This is a genomic window from Paenibacillus sp. YIM B09110, from assembly GCF_037167145.1.
In the GTDB taxonomy this organism is placed as follows: Bacteria; Bacillota; Bacilli; order Paenibacillales; family Paenibacillaceae; genus Pristimantibacillus.
Map to the genome: position 1 here is coordinate 169999 of NZ_JBANSP010000003.1, position 21806 is coordinate 191804.

At 52.9% G+C, this 21806-nt stretch carries 18 protein-coding genes and 1 tRNA gene; 18 read left to right on the forward strand and 1 reads right to left on the reverse strand.

Features of this window, described 5'->3' with window-relative positions:
* The first annotated feature begins 1 nt into the window (after position 1).
* From dagF to V8F51_RS05490, 16 genes are all read left to right on the forward strand, one after another.
* On the forward strand, positions 2-757 hold the full coding sequence (gene dagF, locus V8F51_RS05415; protein ID WP_337099061.1) for a 2-dehydro-3-deoxy-phosphogluconate aldolase: 756 nt from the start codon (positions 2-4) through the stop codon (positions 755-757).
* A complete protein-coding gene (locus V8F51_RS05420) occupies positions 750-1784 on the forward strand; it encodes a sugar kinase (protein ID WP_337099062.1) in 1035 nt (344 codons plus the stop codon). The genes dagF and V8F51_RS05420 overlap by 8 nt, the downstream gene beginning before the upstream one ends.
* Before the next feature lie 9 nt (positions 1785-1793).
* Complete coding sequence (locus V8F51_RS05425; protein ID WP_337099063.1) at positions 1794-2507, forward strand: GntR family transcriptional regulator; 714 nt, start codon at positions 1794-1796, stop codon at positions 2505-2507.
* A gap of 113 nt (positions 2508-2620) precedes the next feature.
* Positions 2621-4393: a sensor histidine kinase gene (locus tag V8F51_RS05430; protein WP_337099064.1), complete on the forward strand. Its 1773-nt coding sequence runs from the start codon at positions 2621-2623 to the stop codon at positions 4391-4393.
* Positions 4390-5940 (forward strand): response regulator, encoded by a 1551-nt coding sequence (locus V8F51_RS05435; protein WP_337099065.1) that lies wholly within the window; start codon positions 4390-4392, stop codon positions 5938-5940. Before V8F51_RS05430 ends, V8F51_RS05435 begins: the two co-directional genes overlap by 4 nt.
* A 125-nt stretch (positions 5941-6065) precedes the next feature.
* Positions 6066-7394, forward strand: coding sequence for an extracellular solute-binding protein (locus V8F51_RS05440; protein ID WP_337099066.1), 1329 nt, complete (start codon positions 6066-6068; stop codon positions 7392-7394).
* 106 nt (positions 7395-7500) lie between these two features.
* Positions 7501-8376, forward strand: coding sequence for a carbohydrate ABC transporter permease (locus V8F51_RS05445; RefSeq protein ID WP_337099067.1), 876 nt, complete (start codon positions 7501-7503; stop codon positions 8374-8376).
* Positions 8377-8388: 12 nt separating this feature from the next.
* Positions 8389-9216 carry a carbohydrate ABC transporter permease gene (locus V8F51_RS05450; protein ID WP_337099068.1) on the forward strand — a complete coding sequence of 276 codons (828 nt, stop codon included), beginning with the start codon at positions 8389-8391 and terminating at the stop codon, positions 9214-9216.
* Positions 9217-9284: 68 nt separating this feature from the next.
* Complete coding sequence (locus V8F51_RS05455) at positions 9285-11231, forward strand: beta-N-acetylhexosaminidase (protein ID WP_337099069.1); 1947 nt, start codon at positions 9285-9287, stop codon at positions 11229-11231.
* A 555-nt stretch (positions 11232-11786) separates the two neighbouring features.
* Entirely contained in the window at positions 11787-13298 is a 1512-nt protein-coding gene (locus V8F51_RS05460) for a GGDEF domain-containing protein (RefSeq protein WP_337099070.1), read from the forward strand.
* A complete protein-coding gene (locus V8F51_RS05465; protein ID WP_337099072.1) occupies positions 13295-14551 on the forward strand; it encodes an EAL domain-containing protein in 1257 nt (418 codons plus the stop codon). The genes V8F51_RS05460 and V8F51_RS05465 overlap by 4 nt, the downstream gene beginning before the upstream one ends.
* 123 nt (positions 14552-14674) lie before the next feature.
* The gene (gene polA, locus V8F51_RS05470) at positions 14675-17353 is read left to right on the forward strand and encodes a DNA polymerase I (RefSeq protein WP_337099073.1); all 2679 of its coding nucleotides are present in this window, start codon (positions 14675-14677) and stop codon (positions 17351-17353) included.
* Between the two features lie 48 nt (positions 17354-17401).
* A complete protein-coding gene (gene mutM / locus V8F51_RS05475) occupies positions 17402-18238 on the forward strand; it encodes a DNA-formamidopyrimidine glycosylase (protein ID WP_337099075.1) in 837 nt (278 codons plus the stop codon).
* 175 nt (positions 18239-18413) lie between these two features.
* Positions 18414-19139: an MntP/YtaF family protein gene (locus V8F51_RS05480; RefSeq protein WP_337099076.1), complete on the forward strand. Its 726-nt coding sequence runs from the start codon at positions 18414-18416 to the stop codon at positions 19137-19139.
* A gap of 16 nt (positions 19140-19155) precedes the next feature.
* Positions 19156-19752, forward strand: a complete 597-nt coding sequence (gene coaE / locus V8F51_RS05485) for a dephospho-CoA kinase (RefSeq protein WP_337099374.1) — start codon at positions 19156-19158, stop codon at positions 19750-19752.
* Positions 19749-20315 (forward strand): lytic transglycosylase domain-containing protein, encoded by a 567-nt coding sequence (locus V8F51_RS05490; protein WP_337099077.1) that lies wholly within the window; start codon positions 19749-19751, stop codon positions 20313-20315. The genes coaE and V8F51_RS05490 overlap by 4 nt, the downstream gene beginning before the upstream one ends.
* A gap of 89 nt (positions 20316-20404) precedes the next feature.
* Here V8F51_RS05490 and V8F51_RS05495 read toward each other — a convergent pair whose 3' ends face one another.
* Positions 20405-20617, reverse strand: a complete 213-nt coding sequence (locus V8F51_RS05495; RefSeq protein ID WP_337099078.1) for an alpha/beta-type small acid-soluble spore protein — start codon at positions 20615-20617, stop codon at positions 20405-20407.
* A gap of 144 nt (positions 20618-20761) precedes the next feature.
* On the opposite strand from V8F51_RS05495, the gene nrdR reads away from it, so the two are divergent.
* Together nrdR and V8F51_RS05505 are read left to right on the forward strand one after the other, a co-directional pair.
* Positions 20762-21256 carry a transcriptional regulator NrdR gene (gene nrdR, locus V8F51_RS05500; protein ID WP_337099079.1) on the forward strand — a complete coding sequence of 165 codons (495 nt, stop codon included), beginning with the start codon at positions 20762-20764 and terminating at the stop codon, positions 21254-21256.
* A 43-nt stretch (positions 21257-21299) separates the two neighbouring features.
* Positions 21300-21375 (forward strand) — tRNA-Ala (locus V8F51_RS05505).
* Positions 21376-21806 lie beyond the last annotated feature (431 nt).

The window sequence follows — 21806 nt, forward strand, 5'->3', positions numbered from 1 at the left end:
TATGTCCAACATGAACAGACGATTGTATAATAGCCGCGCAGCGCTGAATGTGCTTGCGAACAGCGTAGAGAATGCCAAAGAAGTGTTCGATGCCGCAGAAGGGCATGTGCTTGTTGGCGTTCTGTCCAAAGACTATTCTACTGTCGAAGCAGCCGTCGAAGCGATGAAGCAGTATGGAGAGGCTATCGAAGACGCTGTCTCCATCGGTCTCGGAGCGGGAGACAATCGGCAAGCGGCGGTCGTAGCGGAGATTGCGAAATATTATCCGGGCACGCATATTAACCAAGTATTCCCGGCGGTCGGCGCCACTCGAGCGGGCTTGAACGGCCAAGATAGCTGGATCAACAGCCTTGTCTCGCCGACGGGGCAAGCCGGGTACGTCAACATCTCGACTGGACCCTACAGCGCTGCTCAGCCGGAGCAAGCAATCGTGCCGGTCAAGACCGCGATCGCGCTCGTCCGGGACATGGGCGGCAACGCGCTCAAGTATTTCCCGATGAACGGATTAAGCCGGGAAGACGAGCTTCGGGCAGTAGCGAAAGCATGCGGCGAGGAAGGCTTCGCGCTTGAGCCTACGGGAGGCATTGACATGGATAACTTCGAACCGATCTTGCGCATCTCGCTGGAAGCAGGCGTCCCTCAGGTCATTCCCCATGTCTACTCGTCGATCATCGACAAGGCGACAGGCAAGACGAACGTGGCAGACGTACAGACGCTGCTGGCTACGATGAAGAGATTGGTTGACGCCCATGGCTGAACGTAACCGTGACGATCGTAAGGCAGTGGCCGTCTTCGGCGAAGTGATGATGCGGCTGCAGACGCCGGGTTACGAGCTGCTGACACAGGCAAGCAGCTTGCATTATTCGTTCTCCGGAACGGGCGTTAACGTCGGTTCCGCGCTTGCTCGCTTCGGGCATCGCTCGGAGCTCGTCACTACGTTGCCGGGTAATCCGCTTGGAGACGCGGCTGAAGCATTCGCGCGCAAGCTGGGGATGTCGACGGATTTCGTCGTCAGGTCCGGGCAATACGTCGGCATGTATTTTCTCGAGAACGGCTTCGGCGCACGCCCTGGCCGGGTCACTTATTCCAATCGTCAGGCAAGCAGCTTTAACACGGCGCCTGCCGGAACATACGATTACGATGCAATCGCCGAGCGCGTTGACATCGCGCATTTTTGCGGCATAACGCTGGCGATGAACGACCTCGTCCGCAGCCATCTGATCGCATTGGCACGGGCGGTTAAGGCGAAGGGCCGCCGGATCGTATTCGATTGCAACTATCGTCCGGGTCATTGGGGAGAAGACGGTCATGTGAAGGCGCGGCCTTATTACGAAGAGATGCTTTCCCTGGCCGATATCGTCCTGATGAACGAGCAAGACGCCATACGAACGCTTGGAATGGCAACGGAACAAACAGGGCGGTACGAGCAGTTGACCGAGCTGATCCCTCAAGTCGCAAGTAAATACGGCATCTCCGCGATCGCGGGGACACATCGAACCATCAACGAGAATAACACGCATACGCTGCAAGGTTATTTGTACAAAGACGGCTTCTTCTTCGCTGATCCGGTTACGTTCGCCGTACACGACAGAATTGGAGCGGGCGACGCGTTCGCAAGCGGTATCCTGCATGGCGAGCTTAGCTTATTCGAGCCGGACCGTACGGTCCGCTTCGCGGTCGCGGCAGCCATGCTCGCTCATACGATTAGCGGAGATACGCCGTTGTCGGGTGAGCAAGATATTATTCGCGCCATGACGGGAGCCATTGGCGACGTGGAAAGGTAGGTGCCGCCTGTGCGGCGTTCTCGCAACAAACCGCTTTACTTGCAGGTCATGAGCGTATTGAAGGACCGAATTCTTCACGGGACTTACCCGGTAGGCACGTTGATTCCTTCCGAGCCGCAACTGGAAGCGGAATTTAGCGTCAGCAAAATTACGGTGCGCGCAGCCATCAAGGAGCTCGTGCAAGATGGCTACGTGGACAAAGGAAGCGGCAAAGGCACGAAGGTCATTCGCAGCACTTCGACCTCGAAGCTGTCGAAGCTGAAGCGGTTTACGGAGGTGCTCGTCGACGAAGGATACCGCATCCGCAAGGAGCTGCTTGCCGCGGAAGTCATCCTGACCGAGGAAGGCTCGGTCGCCAGGCAATTGTTTGGCGATCGATGCGTGAAGATCGAGCGCCTATACCGGCTTAACGGTGCGCCTTACATTTACTACACGCATTATTTGACTGACAAGGTGTCCGGGATCGAACCTAACGACTTGAATGAGCAATCATTGTACGACTTGCTCGAAGAGCGTCAAGTGACGCTGGACAAGTACCGCGACGAATTTTCCGTTATCGCCAGCGCTTCTGAAATTGCAATGGAGGCGCTCGAGCTCCGAACAGGCAAACCGCTGCTGAAGCGAGCGCGCTACTCCTACGACGAGAACGGCGAGCCGGTCGAATACAGCGAAGGCTTGTACGATACGGATCTGCATCATTACGTCGTCAATTACGACGTGTGAATGAACGGTATACTCCCTCTCTTCTGAGAGGGAGTTTATTTTGGCTTAATTGCTCAGTATATGTAGTAAAGCTGCTATATGAATGAACATAAATGTGAACGGATGGAGGTCGTATGGACGGCATGAACGGCTGGTTCAGAAGATCGTTGAAGCGCAAAATCACGTTCCTGCTCCTCATTTCGATTTTGTTGCCTCTATTGTCATTAGGCTTGTTTTCTTATTTTATCGCTTCCGATATAACCGAGAAAAAACAGAAGGAATCGGGCATGAGCATCATGAAGCAGATGGCCTCTAACCTCGAGTTTATTATGCGCGACATCGAGAACAGTTCTTTGTTCCTTATCGGCAACAAGGATGTTCAGTTATATTTGAACGTCTCAGAGGAAGAAGCGAACATGCGGCAGAATCGTATGACTGAATTTTTATCCAACCTGATGTATTCCAAAAACTATATATCGGATATTACGATTTATCCCGCCAGTGAGGCGCTTCCAGTGTCCAACACGACAATATTCAAGGTAAGCGTACCCGACATTACGATTCACGATCCGGATTATTTCGCCAATCATCCCTACTGGTGGACGTCGCTTTATCCGATTCATACGGCGGCGGGGAAGAAGAACATCATTTCGCTCATTCGTCCGATCCGCAACGTGAATTCGTTCAAAAACTTGGGTAAGCTCGTTATCAGCCTTGATGAGAGGGTAGTGGAGAATACGCTCAAGAAATCAGGTATCGGCGCTAACGGTTTCATGCTGCTCATTGACGGGAAGGGCAACGTCCTGTCGGGCTCGATGTCCCCGCTTCCGAACAACATCGCGAACATTCTGCCGGAGCTGTCGCGCCTTGAAGAAGGAGCAGGCTCCGTCAACTACGGAATCGGGCGAGACAAGAAGACGGTGTTGTATCGTAAGCTGTCCGAGGCCGACTGGACGTTAATCGGCGTCATTCCATTCGCCGACTACAAGGCGCAGAACCGATACGTGCTTACGCTTACCGCCGCGGCAGTCGGCGTCTCGCTGCTGGCCATCGTTGTGCTCGTCGTGTTCTTCGTTCAACGGCTCACCCGTCCGCTTCGCATGCTGACGAATTTCTTGAACAAGACCGACCCGGAGGAGCCGATGCGCATGTATCCGGTGGAATCGATGGATGAGGTAGGTCAGCTTGTGCGCAGCTACAACAGGCTAAGCGTCAAAATCGAGGCGTTGACCGACCAGGTAAAGCGCAACGAAGCGATAAGGACGGAAGCCGATATGCAGGCGCTGCAGGCGCAGATCAATCCCCACTTTCTATACAATACGCTCTCGTCTATCCATTGGATGGCACTAATGAGCAAGGATCACCAGACGGCAGATATGGTCGGCAACCTAAGCGATTTTCTTCGCTTCAGTCTCAACAAGGGCGCCCAGTTCACTTCCGTCGAACAGGAGATCGCTCACGTACGCCATTACGCGAACATTCAGGCGATCCGCTACCCGGATCAGTTCGACATCGAGTTCGCGATCGATCCGCAATTGTACCGCAAGAAGATACTGAAGCTGTTGCTCCAGCCCCTCATCGAGAACTCGCTCGTCCATGGCTTGCTGAAGAAGCCGGGCAGGGGGGAGATCAGCGTGTACGCGAATCTGCAAGCGTCGTCGATGGTGTTCACCGTGGAAGATTTGGGGGCGGGCATCGAGCCGGACAAGCTAGCGCTTATTCTCGCCCGGTTGAGCGAGCCGGAAGATACGAGAGGCGAGTCCAAGGACCATTACGGACTTCGGAACGTGCACCTGAGGCTGCTGCTTCACTATGGTGCCGAGGCGGGGCTAAAAATCGAAAGCACGGTAGGCGTTGGGACGAAAATTTCGTTCGCGCTGCCGGTAACGGAGGATTCAATGTTATGAAAATCATGATCGTGGACGACGAGGTCATCATCCGCAACGGACTCAGCACCGTCATCAATTGGGAGGAGCTTGGCTTCAAGCTTCTCCCGCCCGCCGCTTCAGCAGAGGAAGCGTTGGACCGGTTCCAGGACGAACAGCCGAACATTGTACTCTCCGACATACAGATGACGGGCATGGACGGTATCGGCTTGGCGGCCGAGATAAAGAAGAGATGGCCGGATACGGAAATTATTATATTGACCGGCTACGATATGTTCTCCTATGCCCAGCAAGCACTCCGCGAAGGGGTGAGTGATTATTTGCTGAAGTCGAGCCGACCCGAAGAAATCATCAGAGCGGCGATGAAGGCGAAGCAGCGGTTGCAGTTGCGCTGGGAGTCCATTAAGCAGGAGAGCCGCGGCCGATCGGCGGTCCGTGACCGTCTGCTCGAGAAGCTGGCCAGAGAAGGAACGCTAAGCGATCAGTCGGTCGAATCGGCCAGCGTTCTGCTGCCGTGTCTTGGACTTTCGGAGCAGAACCTGTCGTTGCAGGTGCTGCTGCTGTCAGCGAGCGGTTGGGGAGGACGGCCGGAGGACTTGTCGCTAGCGCATTTTGCCGTCGCCAACATGGTACAGGAGATATTGCCTTGCGAGACGCTGCTGCATAAGGATCGGGTTCTCGTTGTCGTGAACCTTAAGGCAGGCGGTGAGACAGCCTCCGAGAGGCTGGAGAAGGAGCTCGGAAGAGTCAGCAGGAAGCTCAAGTGCAGACTGTTCGTGGCCGCCAGCTCTGCCGCAAGGTCGATCGACGAATTGAAGCAATCATTTGAGGAAGCCGAGCACGCATTCACGTACCTATCTATTTCCAAAGAAGACGCGTTCATCCGGTACGAGATGGTGAAGGACAGGGCGGGTGGCAAGACGGTCTGCTCAGAAGAGGAGGAGACGAAGTTCATTGCCATCGCAAAGTCCGGAAGCGTGATCCAGCTGCGCCACTGGGTCGACGAGACGGTGTCCGCCCAGCTGTCTGATCCCGAAGTGACGCCGGACACTATGCACGCGTATTTACAATCGATCGTTCTGTCTGGACGACGTTGGCTGGAGAGGGTCATTGCAACGGTCGGGGGGCCGACTCCCATGGCCGAGCAGTTACGCACAGACCTGCTCAACCGTTCGGAAAATGTGCACGAGTCATTGTTCCGCTTGCTGAAGTCGATCATGGACCTGTACACGGAAATGATGTCTGGAGAGCGGGTATCGTATATCAAACGAGCGATTGCGTACATTAACGACCACTTGGACAAAAACCTAACGCTGCAGCAGGTGGCGAAGCATGTTCATCTGAATCCGAACCACTTCAGCGAAGTATTCAAACGGGAGACCGGTTTTACCTATATTGAGTTTGTAACGAAGGAACGCATTACCCGCGCCAAGGAGCTGCTGGACAGCACCCCGATCAAGATCAGCGATATCGCGGGCCGTGTCGGCTACGAGGACGTCAAATATTTCGGGCAGCTGTTCAAGAAGGCGACAGGGCAGACGCCGTCCGAATACCGCAATAAGACCTGATCGATGTCCCCCCTCGATCTGAAGTGTGTCCCCTGCCTCTCCGCAATAGACGGGCTTATACTTAAGGTATTCCATCGCAACACTGTTGCAGAAGACTACAAACATTAATCTGGGGGGATTTTCAGATGAACAAGAAGCTTTCTATAGTTGCTACATCGCTCGTCACCGCCTCACTCGTACTAGCCGCTTGCGGCAATAACAACGAAGCGGGCAAGGCTCCGGGCTCATCCGATGACAGCGGCAAGGAGAAAGTAACGCTTTCGATCTGGCACAACTATACAGGCGACGATCAACGCGCCCAAACGATGCGCTCCATCATCGAGCAGTATCAGAAGGATCACCCGGAAGTAGAGCTGGACGTTCAGGCTATTCCGCCAGACGGCTACCGCACGCGACTTAAAACGGTTGCGGCAGCAAATGAAATGCCCGACCTGTTCGTTATGTGGCCGGGCGTTATGACGAAGGAATTCCAAGCTGGCAACCTGCTTCAACCGGTGAACGAGCTGCTGGACAGCAAGCCGGAGTGGAAAGAAGGATTCCTCCCAGGCTCCTTTGATGGCTTCACGATCGGACAAGACATCTTCAGCGCACCGATCGCGTTGTCTCCGACTTCGATTCTGTTCTATAACAAATCGATTCTCGAAGCGAACGGCTTGCAGCCTCCGAAGACGTGGGACGATCTCATGAACGCTGTTAGCGTACTAAAAGAAAAGAAAATTACGCCAATCTCGCTCGGCAACAAAGCGGCATGGCTCGCGCAATCGAGTATTTTCAGCTCGCTGGCCGACCGCGTGACGGGTACGGAATGGTTCTTGAAAGCGGCAGCGCAAGATGGCGCGAAATTCACGGATCCTGAGTTCGTGCAGTCGCTCGCTTACCTTCAAGAGCTCGGTAATGCAGGCGCATTCCAAGAAGGCTTCAACTCCATCGACAATACGCAAATGGAACAATACTTCGCTCAAGGCAAGTCGGCTATGATGATCGACGGCGGTTGGGCATTGACGAATCTAGCGGCTTCGGCTTCGAAGGAAGCTCTTGATCAGATGGGTGCGACCGTATTGCCTTCCATCCCCGGCGGCAAAGGTGATCCGAACACGATCTCCGGTGTCGTTGGAACGGGTATCGGCATGAGCGCGAAAGTAGATGGCGCGAAGAAGCAAGCGGCATACGATCTCATGTTCGCGATGGCTGGTCCGGACGCTCAGAAACGCGTTCTGGAAAGCAACCAACTCGTAAGCTACAAAGTTGATCTTGATAAATCGAAGGTTACTCCGATCTTCGCCGAAGTATATGAGCTTGTGAACAGCGTTACTCGTACTCCAGTATATGACGGTGTCTTGTCCTCCGCAGTAGCCGACGAACTGAACAATGGCTTGCAAGAGCTGCTCATGGGCGGTAAGCCGGAAGCAATCGCGAAGAAGGTTCAGGCAGCAATCGAGAAGGAATCGAAATAATCTTCACACAACAACAATTCACTAGGGATTCGTTCTTCCTCTTTAGCGTAAGGCTGGGGGGAGAACGGATTACCATTCTACTAGCGATCGAAATGGAGGGGGCGTTATGACGTCTGCCGTACGCACCAGAAGATTTATCGTTATCGGTCTTCTCCCTGCGCTGCTTTTGTTTTCTTTCTTCGTCATTGTCCCGATTATATGGTCTGCCTATTATGGTTTCTTCGATTGGAAAGGGATCGGCGCCGCGAAATTCATCGGCTTCGAGAATTATTCGGAAATTATTCATGACGAAGTGTTCTGGCGTTCATTAAAAAACAACATGCTCGTCGTTGTCGCATCCGTGTTCGGCCAAGTGCCGATCGCGCTCGTGCTCGCATTGTTACTGCTCAAAAACTCTTGGATCCATAAGTTCATCCGAACTGCAGTATTCATGCCCATGGTGTTGTCGTCGGTTGTCGTCGGTATCATTTGGGGCTATATTTATCACCCGGAAATCGGTATCTTAAACTTCCTGATGGATAGTCTCGGCCTCGGAGCTTGGAAGCGTCAATGGCTAGGCGACCCGGACATCTCGATGTATTCGCTCATGGTCCCAATTATATGGAACTACATTGGTCCTTACTTGGTCATGTTCATAGCTGCGCTTCACAACATTCCAAGCGAGATTGACGACGCAGCCAAAATCGACGGAGCCCAAGGCTCCCGCAAACTGTTCTCACTAACTTTGCCATTAATATGGGACACGATCAAAGTCGCTGTAGTCCTCTGTATCTCCGGCAGTCTCAAGTCGTTCGACTTGATTTATATCATGACCGGAGGCGGTCCTGCTCATTCGACAGAATTGCTCGCGTCTTATATGTACAATAATACATTCGCGATTTACCGTTTCGGTTACGGCAGCGCAGTATCGACCGCAATCATCATCATCAGCTTGATCCTGGTCGCCGGCAGCCAATATCTCATGAAATCGAAAAACCGTTAAGGGGGACCTCACATGTTGCGTCGCCGTTTCAGCAGCGGACTCGCGAACGGTCTGATGACCCTTTACGCGCTCGTCACGCTCTATCCGCTATACTGGTTGTTCATTAGTGCATTCAAGTCGAACGAGGAATTTTACTCCCGTCCGTTCCAACTGCCGACCAGTTGGAAGTTCGACAGCTTCGCCCGTGCGTGGAAAGTATCCGATATGGGAACGAGCATGCTCAATTCCGTCATCGTGACAGGCGTGTCGCTCGTGCTTACGCTCGCGATCGGCGCGCTCGCCGCGTACATTCTGTCCAGGTTCCAGTTCCGTTTCAAGTTAGCTGTCATGGGCATATTCCTGCTTGGCATGCTCATTCCGATCCATAGCACGCTCGTTCCGCTGTTCATCGTCATGAACAAGATTCATCTTCTCAACACATACGGTGCGCTTATATTCCCGTACGTTGCGTTCGAGCTGCCAATCGCAATCTTTATCATCCAGGCATACATGAACACTTTTCCGAAAGAAATCGAAGAAGCGGCACATCTCGACGGCCTGGGATACTGGGGGATTTTCTCGAAAATCATGCTTCCGCTGTCTGCTCCGGCGTTATCGACGGTGGGTATTCTAGCTGTCCTGCGGTTCTGGAACGATTTCTCCTTCGCGCTCGTGTTCATCAGCAAGCCGGCGCTTAAGACGTTGCCGCTGAGTCTGTCGCAGTTCGCAACGGGCTATATGACCGACTACGAATTGACGATGGCCGCGCTGGCGATAGCGGTCGTGCCGACGATTATTATCTATTTGATATTCCAACGATCGATCATGCAGGGCATGGTCGCAGGCGCCGTCAAAGGTTAAGCCATTCTCTCTGAGTCCGTACCACGGTGGTGCGGGCTCAGCGTCATATTCGGGGAGGAGTGTTCCTTATGAAATTGTATTTTGATGGTTTATTCGAGGAGTTACTGCCGGGCATTCGGGCCATCGTTACAGAGCTAGGCATAGAGCTTGAATCGGATCATGCGCTCGAAGAGAATGAGGGGATAAAGGTGGTCGTCGGCCGCGCATCGGACGGCTTGGAGGTCGGATACATGCCGGGAGAGAGGACGGCGTGTATCCGTTATGAGCGAAAGCATCAATTCTATCGCGGACTTGGCCTGGTCGTGCAGCATGCGCGCAAGGGAGAGTCGTTAATGCGCGTAGAGAAGCAGCAGTTCGATACGATTGGGCCGATGTTCGATCTATCCCGCAACGGCGTGCTGACGGTAGACGCATTCAAAACGATGTTGAATCGAATGGCGCTCATGGGGCTTAATACGGTCATGCTGTATATGGAAGATACTTACGCGATCGAGGGCGAGCCTTATTTCGGATACATGCGCGGGCGCTATTCGGCGGCGGAATTGAAGGAAATCGACGATTACGCCGACATGTTCGGTATCGAAGCGTTCCCGAGCATCCAGACGCTCGCGCATCTGGAGGAGTTCCTCAAATGGGAGCCGGTGAAAGGGTACAAGGACACGAAGGGCGCGCTGCTCGTCGGCGATGAACGGGTGGACCAGCTCGTCGAGCGGATGATTCATTCGGCTTCCGCGCCGTTCCGCAGCCGTAAGATCCATATCGGAATGGACGAGGCGGAGGAGCTAGGACGGGGCAAGTACTTGGATCGCTACGGATATGCTGACCGAATAGACATCATGACCGGACATCTGAATAAGGCGCTGGGCGTCACTCGTCGCCTTGGCTTGAAGTCGATGATGTGGAGCGATATGTTTTTGAAGCTCGCGGTCGGCAACGGAGGCACCGAAAGCGATTATTACAATACAGATACGAAGATTCCGGAAGAGATGGCCAGTCGAATTCCGAAGGACGTAGACATGGTGTACTGGGATTATGTTCATATGGAGCCGGAGCATTATGCGAGCGTCATCGCCAATCACCGCCCGCTCGGCTGCAACCTTGTATTTGCCGGAGCGGTGTGGATCTTCAATACATTCGGCGTCAATTACGGCATGTCGTTGAACGCTTCCGATGTCGCGCTGCAGGCGTGCAAGCGCGAAGGGATACGCGAGGCGTACGCGACGATGTGGGGTGACGACGGCAACGAAGGCAATCCGTTCGCGGCGCTGCTAGGCTTGCAGCTCTACGCGGAGCACGCTTATTCGGAAGAGAAGCCGGACTGGAGCGTCGTTGCCGAACGGGCGAAGTTCTGTACCGGCATCGAGGCGGACGCATATCTGCTGATGAAGGACTTGGACGAAGTGCCCGGCTCCGAGCCGGACAACCGGAAGCAGAGCAACCCTTCGAAGTTTCTGCTGTATCAAGACGTTTTACTCGGATTGTTCGACTTCCAGATCGACGGTTTGCCGTTAAATGCGCATTATGCGGCGCTTGAAGAGAAATTGCAGAATGCGAGAGTCGAAAGCGCGTCACTTGATTGGATCTTCGACGTTCCACAGAAACTGAGCGGGGTACTGAAGCACAAGAGCGAATTAGGCTTGCGGTTGAAGCGAGCGTATGATAACGGGGATATGGCAACGCTGCGCCATGCGGCGACCGAGGCGATTCCTGCTATCGCAGCGGCGGTCAATGAGCTTCGCATCGCTCACCGCACGCAATGGATGAAGATGTTCAAGCCGTTCGGATGGGAGGTGCTTGACATTCGCTACGGCGGCGTCATCAATAGGCTCGATACCGCAGCGGTCCGTTTGCTCGCCTATGCGAGCGGAGAACTCGACCGGATCGAGGAATTGGAGCAGGAGAGGCTGCCTTTCAGCACCGTCAATCGGTTCAATGGCAAAGGCATCGGCTGGAGCAGCCATTACTACCGGATGGCGAGCCCGAATGTGTTCTTCCACGTCATGAATCCGTTTTAAATCCTTCTGCCAGCTACTAATCGGTAGACCGGATAGTACTGAACATGGAAACACTAATATGTCGAAGGCGAACGTTGTATTGCGGCTGGTTACGGACTATATGTGCTCTAAACGATGCGAAGCGGACAGTTTGAAGTCGTTGCGGACGGAGATAGCTCTAATATGGTAACAAAACCGAATTTACTGTTGAAATGGGATTATTAAGGCGTTTTCGGTCCGTAATGAACGAACAATGAATCATATGCCATAGATAAAGATGCCTCTGTCCGCAACGGGCTTAATAGCCGACTAAAGTTAGTTGGTTATCTAATAATATTAGCGGTCGTAGTCCTAGACAGCGGCCATAGACCTAAATAGAAACGGGATGGAGCAGATAACCTATCTGATCTATCCCGTTTTTTTGGTGATTTAGTACGGGCTCTTGTCGGTTTCTAATGTCACAATTTGTAGAAGTTTACCGAAATTTAACGTTATTAGGCATCTTACTTCACAAATGTTTGTTAGTGTTAAGACTAAAGTGAGCGTTAACGACATGTAAACATTGAGGGGATCCTAATGGAAGAGATTGGTTATGGTCTGTTCAACAGGGATATGATTCGGAGCATTAAGGAGCGCTGGAATAACGGTGGCATCGGCGCGATTTATATCCGCATTGATAGCGGTCAGGCGGCTGCCGAGCCGTCGCTTCTGCTATGGGAGAGCGACCAACGAAGGATGTTTTGGCGATTAAGGCTAGAGAATGAATATTATTATTTGCTTGCCAGACAAACCGGCGATCAGCCAATCGAGCAGCTAGCGCAGGCGGCCGCCGAGCAATTGAACAATCGAATGAATATAGGCGAATCCCCGACAAGGAAGGACGCAGTGAAAGCGCACATCGGCTTCGCCGTGGCATTCCCTTCCTCCGCTGGCCGTTCGACTGAGACGGTCGTGTACCGTTTGCTGAGGGACGCTATGCTGTTGAATACATACACGGCAGCCGTGCCATACGTCTTCGGACATACTGAAGCAGCGGAGCCGGCTGAATTAACCGTTCAGCCGAGCGAGAAAACAAGAAAGCAGCCGATTGAGCTTTACCATACAGGTAAGCCTATTGCAATCGGACAGCTAGCAGGTCCTTTTCCCGTTTTCCAATCAAAGACGCTCGTATCGGAGGTCGCTTATATGTTCGATACGAATCCGAAGGCGCCTGGCGCGATAATAGTCGTAGACAATCGCCCAGTCGGGCTGCTCATGAAGGAAAAGCTGCATCAGCTGCTGGCGGGACAGTTCGGTCTGCCGCTCTATTGGAACAGGGGGGTGGAACGAATCATGAATGATCAGCCTCTTATCGTGGACGAGCAGATGCCGGTGGAGCAAGTGTCGCAGCTGGCGATGAGCAGGCATTATGCCCATCTGTACGATGTCGTTATTATTACGCAGAACGGCCAACTGGCTGGTGCGGCCTCGATTCGGTCGATATTGGAATGTATGACAGCTATGCGAACGGAAGCGGCTAGGGAGGCCAATCCGTTGACGGGCCTGCCAGGCAATGAAGGCATTCAGTCAGAGCTTCAGCGCAGAATTCAGGCAGGTATTCCATTCGCTGTTATTTATGCGGATCTGGACTATTTCAAATGGTTCAATGACTGCTTCGGCTTCGGACTTGGCGATGAAATGATTCGATACGTGGCCGAGACGTTATGCAAGGAGCTGGAGATGCAAGGAACGCAGGGTGATTTCGTCGGTCATATCGGCGGTGATGATTTCATTATCGTAGCGGGAGCCGGCCAAGCAGAGTTGATCTGCCAATCGTTAATTATGAGGTTCGAGCAAGGTGTCAAAGCTTTCTATGGGGGGGTCGAGGTTACATCCGTAGAAGACCGCCACGGCAATATCGTCGAGCAGGAGGGCGTCACGTTATCCTTATCGCTCATGCTCTGGGACGGCATTGTGCCCTTGACGCCTGAGGATATATCAAGACTTGCTGCCAAGTTGAAGAAGCGGGCGAAGGCGAGCAAGGGCAGCGTCTATGTGCTGGAGCATATAACAGGAATGCATCATGGAGAGGATCGAAAATATACGTGAAACGTCTACGTGAAAGTCAGCGCATCAGCCAGTTTGGAAGCGGAATATGGACGATGTCAGGCGTATTAGCCGGTCAATCCGGATTAATCGGCGTTCTTTATTTGTCATGGCAGCAATCTGGCGAACCGGAACAGAGCGGCAGCAGCAAGTCGTTCCGCGCGGAGTGGAAGCAGTTCGCGCAGCGCGAGAGCGAAGCGGCGTTCCAGAGCTCTGTGCTGTTCGAGGGGATGGATTGGATTCATGACGATCTATTCATCTATATGCGTCTTCCGGGCGGCCGTCGAGAAACGATGGAGGGCTGGCTGCTGGAGACTGCGTTCAAGCATACGTCGAATTGGGAACAGCGTTTCGCTGCGCATATGCGGGAGCAGACCGAGCAGAACTGGAGCGGCAAGCTGTACATAGGCGTAGCCGTTGCCGAGATCAAGAGCAGCGAGGACGAAGAATCTGTTTGGTACGAAGCGGTCAAGCAAGCGATGCTGCACGGGCAATCGGCGGGCGGCATGGAGCGGAGCATCAAGCGCAGGGCATTCGATCGACTGATGGAGCAGCGGTCGATTGATCCTGTCTACCAGCCGATCATGGCACTCGGCGAGGATAAAGTGTTCGGCTTCGAGGCACTGACGAGGACGCGGGAGCGAACTTGGTTCGAAGGACCGCTGGCGCTATTCTCGTTCGCTGAGCAGGAAGGGGCAGCCTATGCGCTTGATCGACTGGCGAGAGAGAAGGCGATCGAAGGCTGCGGCGGTCTTAAGCGTGAGCAGAAGCTGTTCATCAACGTGATGGCTCAAATTATCGAGGACCCGGAGTTCTCGCCTGGTCAGACGCTTAACTTATTGGAACGGCGCGGCTTGTCGCCGCATAACGTCGTATTCGAAATAACGGAACGCAATTCGATCGAGGACTTCGGAGCCGTCAAGAAGGCGCTGGAGCATTACCGCAGCCAAGGCTATCAGATTGCCATCGACGATGTAGGCGCCGGTTATTCATCCCTGCAATCGATTGTCGAGCTGCGACCCGATTACCTGAAGGTCGACAGGTCGATTATTCAAGATATTCATCTCGATGAGATGAAGGCTCACATTCTTCATACACTAGCTCAGCTTGCGGCTAAGATGGACATATCGATCATAGCCGAAGGCATTGAACAGCAGGAAGAGCTTGCCAAGGTTAGAGAGCTTGGCGCTTCATACGCGCAAGGGTACTTGCTTGGACGGCCGGCTGCGATGCCGGAAGATCAAGGTGTGCTGTGATTGGATAGGCTGGAGGTATGGGCTTTCTCAAAGCGGACGATGCTTTGGGAAAGCCCATTTTGCGCTAGGCATTTTATGGTATGATAGATGGCAAGCAGGTCATTAGGCGAGGTGTTGATGTTAATGGAAAAATGGATGTTAATTGATGGCAACAGTATAGCGTACCGCGCATTCTTCGCACTTCCGCCGCTGACGAATTCAGCGGGTCAGCATACGAATGCGTTGTACGGTTTCACGACGATGCTACTTAAACTATTGGACGAGCTTAAGCCTACCCATGTTCTTGTTGCTTTCGATGCGGGGAAGGTAACGTTCCGTCACGAAGGCTATAGCGAATATAAGGGCGGACGGCAGAAGACGCCGCCGGAGCTGTCCGAGCAATTCCCGGTTCTGAAGGATTTGATCCGTTCCTTCGGCATCGCGCAATTCGAGCTGTCCGGCTATGAGGCGGACGACATTATCGGCACGCTCACCAAGCGGGCCGATGAGCAAGGGGTAGAGACGGTTGTCGTATCCGGCGATAAAGATATGCTGCAGCTTGCTTCGGACAAAGTTACGATTGCGGTAACGCGCAAAGGCGTAAGCGAGGTAGACATGTACTCGCCGGAAGCGATTCAAGAGAAATACGGGTTAGTGCCGCAGCAGATTATCGATCTGAAGGGTCTTATGGGCGATACGTCCGACAACATTCCTGGCGTGCCCGGCGTAGGCGAGAAGACAGCGCTTAAGCTGTTGCATGAACATGGCTCGGTAGAACAAGTATTGGAAAATGTAGGCGAGCTGAAAGGCAAGCTGAAGGAAAATATCGAGACGCACAAAGACAGCGCGCTTATGAGCAAGAAGCTTGCGACGATCTTCCGCGAAGTTCCGATCGAGAGCGGAACGGAGGAGCTGCGCTATAGCGGTTATGATGGCGCTGCCTTGGCTGAGGCGTTCCGCAAGCTGGAGTTCAAATCGCTGCTCGAGCGTATGGATTTCGGAGAGTCAGTCGTCGATTCCGCCGAGGCGGCGAAACAGTCCGCTGCAGAACTGAATATTTCGATCATCGCATCCGAATCGGATGGCGATGCTCTGGCGCAACTGCTGTCTGCGCTGAAGACGAACGAGGAACATGGCTTGTACATCGAAGCTATCGGCGAGAACCCGCATCAAGCAGAGATCATCGGCGTATCTGTAGCTGTTGCGGAAGCCGTGTACGTACTTCCTTACAGCGCGCTTAAGCAGCCTTTCACAGCGGGGGTAGTCGAATGGCTTACTGGGCCTTGTAAGCCGAAATATGGCTTTGATTTACATAAGGTTGAGCTTGCGCTTGCATGGAGCGGCATTAAGTATGCAGGAACGGCATTCGATGTTCAGCTCGCGGCTTATTTGCTAGATCCGACCGATACAGCGTTATCGCTTAGCGCAATTACGGATAAGCAGGGGCTGCCTGGTATCTCTTCCGATGAAGCGATCTATGGCAAGGGAGCGAAGTTCAAGGTGCCGGAGCCGGATACGCTGTATCGCCATTTGGCGCTGCGCGCTGACGCGGTTCGGAAGCTTGTGCCGATCTTGACGGCTGAGCTTGCGAAAGGCGGTATGAGCAAGCTGTATTTTGAATTGGAGCAGCCATTGTCTCGTGTGCTTGCGGGCATGGAGCTTCAAGGCATAACGGTGAAGAAGCAAGAGCTTGAGGATTTGGGGCGCAGCTTGGAGTCGCAGTTGGTCACGATCATGAGCGATATATACAAGCATGCGGGCGTGGAGTTTAATATCGGCTCTCCTAAGCAACTGGGCGATATATTGTTCGAGAAACTTGGACTGCCTGCGCGCAAGAAGACGAAAACCGGTTATTCAACCGATGCAGAGGTGCTGGAGGATCTGGCTCCGTATCACGAGATCATTCCGCTTATTCTGCATTACCGCCAGCTTGCGAAGCTGCAATCGACGTATGTCGAAGGTCTGCTGAAGGAAGTACGCGCAGAGACGGGTAAGATCCATACGTATTATCGTCAGACGATAGCGGCAACCGGACGTCTTAGCAGCCAATTTCCGAATTTGCAAAATATCCCGATCCGGCTGGAGGAAGGCCGTCAGATCCGTAAGGCATTCGTCCCTTCTGAGCCGGGCTGGTACATCGTTGCCGCCGACTATTCGCAGATCGAGCTTCGTGTATTAGCTCATATAGCAGACGACGAGAACTTGAAGGAAGCGTTCATTCACGATATGGATATCCATACGAAGACGGCGATGGACGTTTTTGGCGTCACAGCTGAACAAGTGGATTCCAATATGCGCCGTCAAGCGAAAGCCGTTAACTTCGGCATCGTGTATGGCATTAGCGATTATGGCCTTTCGCAGAACTTGGGAATTACAAGAAATGATGCAGCTAAGTTCATTGAGCAGTACAAGGAAGTGTTCAAGGGCGTACGCCAATTCATGGAGGATATCGTCGTTCAGGCACGACGCGACGGTTACGTAACGACACTCCTCGAACGAAGACGTTATTTACCGGAGATTAAGGCGTCGAACTTCAATCTGCGCTCGTTCGCGGAGAGAACAGCAATGAACTCGCCGATTCAAGGGACGGCCGCCGATATTATTAAGCTGGCCATGGTACAGATGGACGAAGCGCTGCGTGAGCGTAACCTGAAGAGCCGCATGCTGCTCCAAGTACATGACGAACTTGTATTCGAAGTCCCAGAGGATGAGCTGGAGCTCATGAAGTCGCTTGTCCCGGAAGTGATGTCCGGAGCGCTGCAGCTGCATGTTCCGCTGAAAGCAGATGTCAGTTTCGGTGTCAATTGGTATGAGGCAAAGTAACCCGCTAGCTCTCCATTTGCGTTATAATAGATGGCGAGGTGAGGACAAATGCCGGAATTGCCGGAAGTAGAAACCGTAAGACGCACATTAATCGATCTAGTCGCGGGCAAACGTATTCAATCCGTAACCGTTAAGCTGCCGCGTATTATACAACGTCCTGCAGAGCCGGAGCAGTTCGCTGCCGCTCTAGCCGGACATACGATTCAAACCGTTGAAAGGCGCGGGAAGTTTCTGCTGATCATGCTCGACGGTCTAGTACTCGTATCGCATCTCCGCATGGAGGGGCGTTATAGCGTGAATAAGGCTGATGAACCGACTCCGCTGCATACGCATGTCATTTTTCACTTTGACGACGGAACGGAGCTTCGCTACAAGGACGTAAGGCAGTTTGGAACGATGCATCTGTTCGAGCCGGGGCAGCACTTCGAGATGGCGCCGCTTAACAAGCTGGGAATCGAACCGTTAGAGCCGGCTTTCACCCTGCAGGCGCTTCGCGATAAGCTGGATAAACGTAAGATGAGCATTAAGCCGTTGCTGCTGAATCAAGAGCATATCGTCGGGCTAGGCAATATTTATGTCGATGAGTCGCTGTTTTTGGCACGGATTCATCCGGAGCGATCAGCCAATTCGCTGAAGCCAGCAGAGTGGAAACGGCTGCATGAAGCGATTCGTTCAACGCTTGGACGCGCTGTTGAAGCCGGGGGCTCGTCGATCAGATCCTACGTGAACGGGCAAGGCGAGATGGGCATGTTCCAGCATTCATTTTCTGTATATGGCAGGAAGGACGAGCCTTGCAAAGTATGCTCGCGACCGATCAAGAAGTTCGTCCTGGGCGGCAGAGGAACGCATATCTGCGAGAAGTGTCAGCCCGTTCCTAAGGAATAGCTGCACCCGAAGTATCATAAGCCGCTTAATCGGCTAGGCTTACAGCTATGCACCGTCATCCGCTATCCGCATATGATGTTCTTGTTAAGAGAACATAGGCGATCGCCCGTATCAACGGCTTCTGTCCTAGACATAGGCCGTTCACCGGGCAGTCGCGATGCGGGGAGGGAATTCGTTGTTCGCGCATTTGGCTCCACTGTTAGTGATCGCTTTTGCAGTTAGCTTGGATGGATTTGGCGTTGGAGTTACGTACGGGCTGAGGCGAATCAAAATTCCGTTTTTATCGGTTTTTATTATTGCCTGCTGCTCTGGACTTATTATTTGGCTATCGATGCAGGTTGGCAGTTGGCTGTCGGGGTACTTATCCGAGTTCGCCGCTCGCTTGATCGGCGCATGCGTGCTCATCGTGATTGGCGGTTTCGCATTGTTCCAATTAAGGCGCGGGCGTGACGATCAGACCGCAACAGCCGATGCAGAGGAAGTGGCACCAGCTATCGAGCATAAGGTAGTGGAAACGGCTTCCGGTTCTGCAACGGAGCGTATTCTTGCTTCCAACACAGCGCTTGTAGTGATGGTGGAGCTTAAACGGCTCGGCCTCGTCATCCAGATCCTGCGTACGCCACAGGTAGCCGACGTCGATAAGTCGGGTACGATCTCGGCCTCAGAGGCAGTTATGCTCGGTGTCGCTTTGTCGCTTGATGCCTTCGGCGCAGGACTTGGCGCCGCGATGATAGGTCTGCCTGCTCTAATGACGGCGCTTATTATCGCTGCATTCAGTGCTATTTTTCTCATTGGGGGAATCCGGTTTGGGTTCCAATGCTCGAATTGGCGAGGAATGCAGACACTGTCCTTTCTTCCAGGGATATTATTAATCATCATGGGTATTATGAAGCTGTTATAACTTCGAGGTGAATGGAATGATAATCGGATTAACCGGCGGTATAGCCAGCGGCAAAAGCACCATCGCTCAGCTGCTCGCCCACCGCGGCGCGCTGCTGGTCGATGCCGATCAAGTAGCAAGAGAGGTTGTTCAGCCGGGAGAGCCGGCACTTGAGGCGATCGCCTCTTCTTTCGGACAAGCTGTACTTCAGGCGGACGGCTCCTTGAATCGTTCCGCGCTTGGCGCTATTGTGTTCCAGGACAAGGCGTCGTTAGCGAAGCTCGAGTCGATCACGCATCCCGCGATCAGACAGCGCATGCAGCACAGAATACATACGTATGCCGAGCAGAATCCGGGAGCGCTAGTTGTTGCCGATGTCCCGTTGCTGTACGAGACGAATCAGCAAGCCTTGTATGAAGGCATTATGGTCGTTTATGTACCCGAGACGGTGCAGCTTACGCGGTTAATGGAGCGTAATCAGATGGACGAGGCAGAAGCGAAGCGGCGTATATCGCTGCAGATGGATATTGAAGAGAAGCGAAGACGCGCAGATTGGGTGATCGACAATAGCGGCCCGCTCGCAGAAACGGAACGCCAGATCGATGATTTTTGGCGCAGTCAGGGAATATTATGAAAGTACTTTTGCGCAAAAGAGTTGTGCTCGTATTATTGCTAGGACTTATCGCTATCCTTTTTTTGAAGTCGGACTGGCTTGGCGAGTATATGTATCCCGTGTATTATAAGGACGATATTCGTGCCAGCGCTTCGAACTACGGATTGGAGCCACATTTGGTAGCCGCCGTGATTCGAACGGAGTCCAACTACAAAACAAGCAGTCAGTCAGTTAAGGGCGCTGTTGGATTAATGCAGATGATGCCGAATACGGCTAAGGATGTCGTTCGGCGGGCAGGATTCACTGAAGTGACGGAGGACATGCTCAAGCAACGCGCGGATGTTAGCATAGAGCTTGGGTCATGGTATTTAAGCTCCTTGCATCAAAGGTTCGATCAGAACTCAATCGCGGCAATTGCCGCGTATAATGCCGGACCGACGAGAGTCAGTGAATGGCTGAATACGGGAGAGTGGGATGGAAAGCTGGAGACGGTGAAGCAAATTCCGTACGGTGAGACCCGCCACTATGTACAACGCGTCATTTATTATTATAATAAGTACAAGGAATTGTACCCTGACTTTTAACTTAGAAAATAAGATGAGCCTTGAGAGGCTCGCCGCTTCATGGACGAGCTTCCCAAGGCTTCTGTTATTCATACAAACTTAATGAATCATTATTTGTATTGGCCGGCAAGAGATTGCTCGGCGATTTGCACCAGGCGACGAGTAATGGAACCACCGATCGAGCCTGCGTCACGGGTTGCCATGTTTCCATAATATCCGTCTTGCGGAATGGCAATACCCAGCTCTTGTGCCACCTCATATTTCAGTTGGTCCAATGCTGCAGTTGCTTGTGGTACTACCAATTGGTTGCTGTTTGCGCTCATGTATGTTCACCTCCTTGCGGTTGGTAACTGTATTATGTGCGTTATTCTAGAGTTCATTACAGGTAAGGTATGGGAATAACTTAAGCTAAAGTCAATGTCGGTATGATAAATAAAGCATCAGGATGAATGGAGGGAAACAATCCAATGAAATGCCCCTATTGCGATTACGCAGGCACAAAAGTGTTAGATTCACGTCCGGCTAACGAGAACAAATCGATTCGCCGCCGCCGCGAGTGCGAGAAGTGCAACCGCCGCTTTACGACGTTCGAAATGATTGAGGAAACACCGCTTATCGTCATCAAAAAAGGCGGCAGCCGCGAGGAGTTCAGCCGCGACAAAATATTGCGCGGTCTTATCCGCGCCTGCGAGAAGCGTCCCGTACCGGTCGAGCGTCTCGAGGTTATCGTCTCCGAGGTCGAGAAGGAGCTTCGTACAACGGCGCTGGCCGAGGTTGAGAGTCGCGATATCGGCGAGATCGTCATGAGCCAGCTCTACCCTGTAGACGAGGTGGCGTACGTTCGCTTCGCGTCCGTGTACCGCCAGTTCAAGGACATCGATATGTTCATGAAGGAGCTTAACAATCTGTTGTCCAAGCACCCTTTGAACAGTCCATTGAACAGCTTAAGAGATATAGATTGACAATTTTGGCGACATCATGCTATTATCAACCTTGTCGTCATTTGGGGCCATAGCTCAGCTGGGAGAGCGCTTGCATGGCATGCAAGAGGTCAGGGGTTCGATCCCCCTTGGCTCCACCAAACAATAAATTCAACCACTTCATCCGAAGTGGTTTTTTTATTGTTTGGTGGAGCCCATCAAGGGGGCGAACCCCGGGGTTCAGCCCGCGCGGACGGAGCGAATGCGGAGGAGCACGGCGTCTGAATCCACCGCTAAAAGTCCACGTCGACTAAGCCTCGTCAGCCATTCAATCAAGATTCGGACATCCCATAATGGAAAGACGAGCCAATGCGAGTCGTCTCCCCCTTGGCTCCACCAAACAATAAGGGGGCGAACCCCGGGGTTCAGCCCGCGCGGACGGAGCGAATGCGGAGGAGCACGGCGTCTGAATCCACCGCTAAAAGTCCTCGTCGACTACGCTTCGTCAGCCATTCAATAAAGATTCGGACATCCCTAAATGGAAAGACGAGCTAGAGTGAGTCATATCTCCTTAGGCTCCGCTAAGGTTTAA

Bases quoted from the DNA above. Each gene is read 5' to 3' on its own strand.
- dagF (WP_337099061.1), top strand. From the start codon at position 2: ATGTCCAACATGAACAGACGATTGTATAATAGCCGCGCAGCGCTGAAT.
- V8F51_RS05420 (WP_337099062.1), top strand. From the start codon at position 750: ATGGCTGAACGTAACCGTGACGATCGTAAGGCAGTGGCCGTCTTCGGC.
- V8F51_RS05430 (WP_337099064.1), top strand. From the start codon at position 2,621: ATGGACGGCATGAACGGCTGGTTCAGAAGATCGTTGAAGCGCAAAATC.
- V8F51_RS05435 (WP_337099065.1), top strand. From the start codon at position 4,390: ATGAAAATCATGATCGTGGACGACGAGGTCATCATCCGCAACGGACTC.
- V8F51_RS05440 (WP_337099066.1), top strand. From the start codon at position 6,066: ATGAACAAGAAGCTTTCTATAGTTGCTACATCGCTCGTCACCGCCTCA.
- V8F51_RS05445 (WP_337099067.1), top strand. From the start codon at position 7,501: ATGACGTCTGCCGTACGCACCAGAAGATTTATCGTTATCGGTCTTCTC.
- V8F51_RS05450 (WP_337099068.1), top strand. From the start codon at position 8,389: ATGTTGCGTCGCCGTTTCAGCAGCGGACTCGCGAACGGTCTGATGACC.
- V8F51_RS05455 (WP_337099069.1), top strand. From the start codon at position 9,285: ATGAAATTGTATTTTGATGGTTTATTCGAGGAGTTACTGCCGGGCATT.
- V8F51_RS05460 (WP_337099070.1), top strand. From the start codon at position 11,787: ATGGAAGAGATTGGTTATGGTCTGTTCAACAGGGATATGATTCGGAGC.
- polA (WP_337099073.1), top strand. From the start codon at position 14,675: ATGGAAAAATGGATGTTAATTGATGGCAACAGTATAGCGTACCGCGCA.
- mutM (WP_337099075.1), top strand. From the start codon at position 17,402: ATGCCGGAATTGCCGGAAGTAGAAACCGTAAGACGCACATTAATCGAT.
- coaE (WP_337099374.1), top strand. From the start codon at position 19,156: ATGATAATCGGATTAACCGGCGGTATAGCCAGCGGCAAAAGCACCATC.
- V8F51_RS05490 (WP_337099077.1), top strand. From the start codon at position 19,749: ATGAAAGTACTTTTGCGCAAAAGAGTTGTGCTCGTATTATTGCTAGGA.
- V8F51_RS05495 (WP_337099078.1), bottom strand. From the start codon at position 20,617: ATGAGCGCAAACAGCAACCAATTGGTAGTACCACAAGCAACTGCAGCA.
- nrdR (WP_337099079.1), top strand. From the start codon at position 20,762: ATGAAATGCCCCTATTGCGATTACGCAGGCACAAAAGTGTTAGATTCA.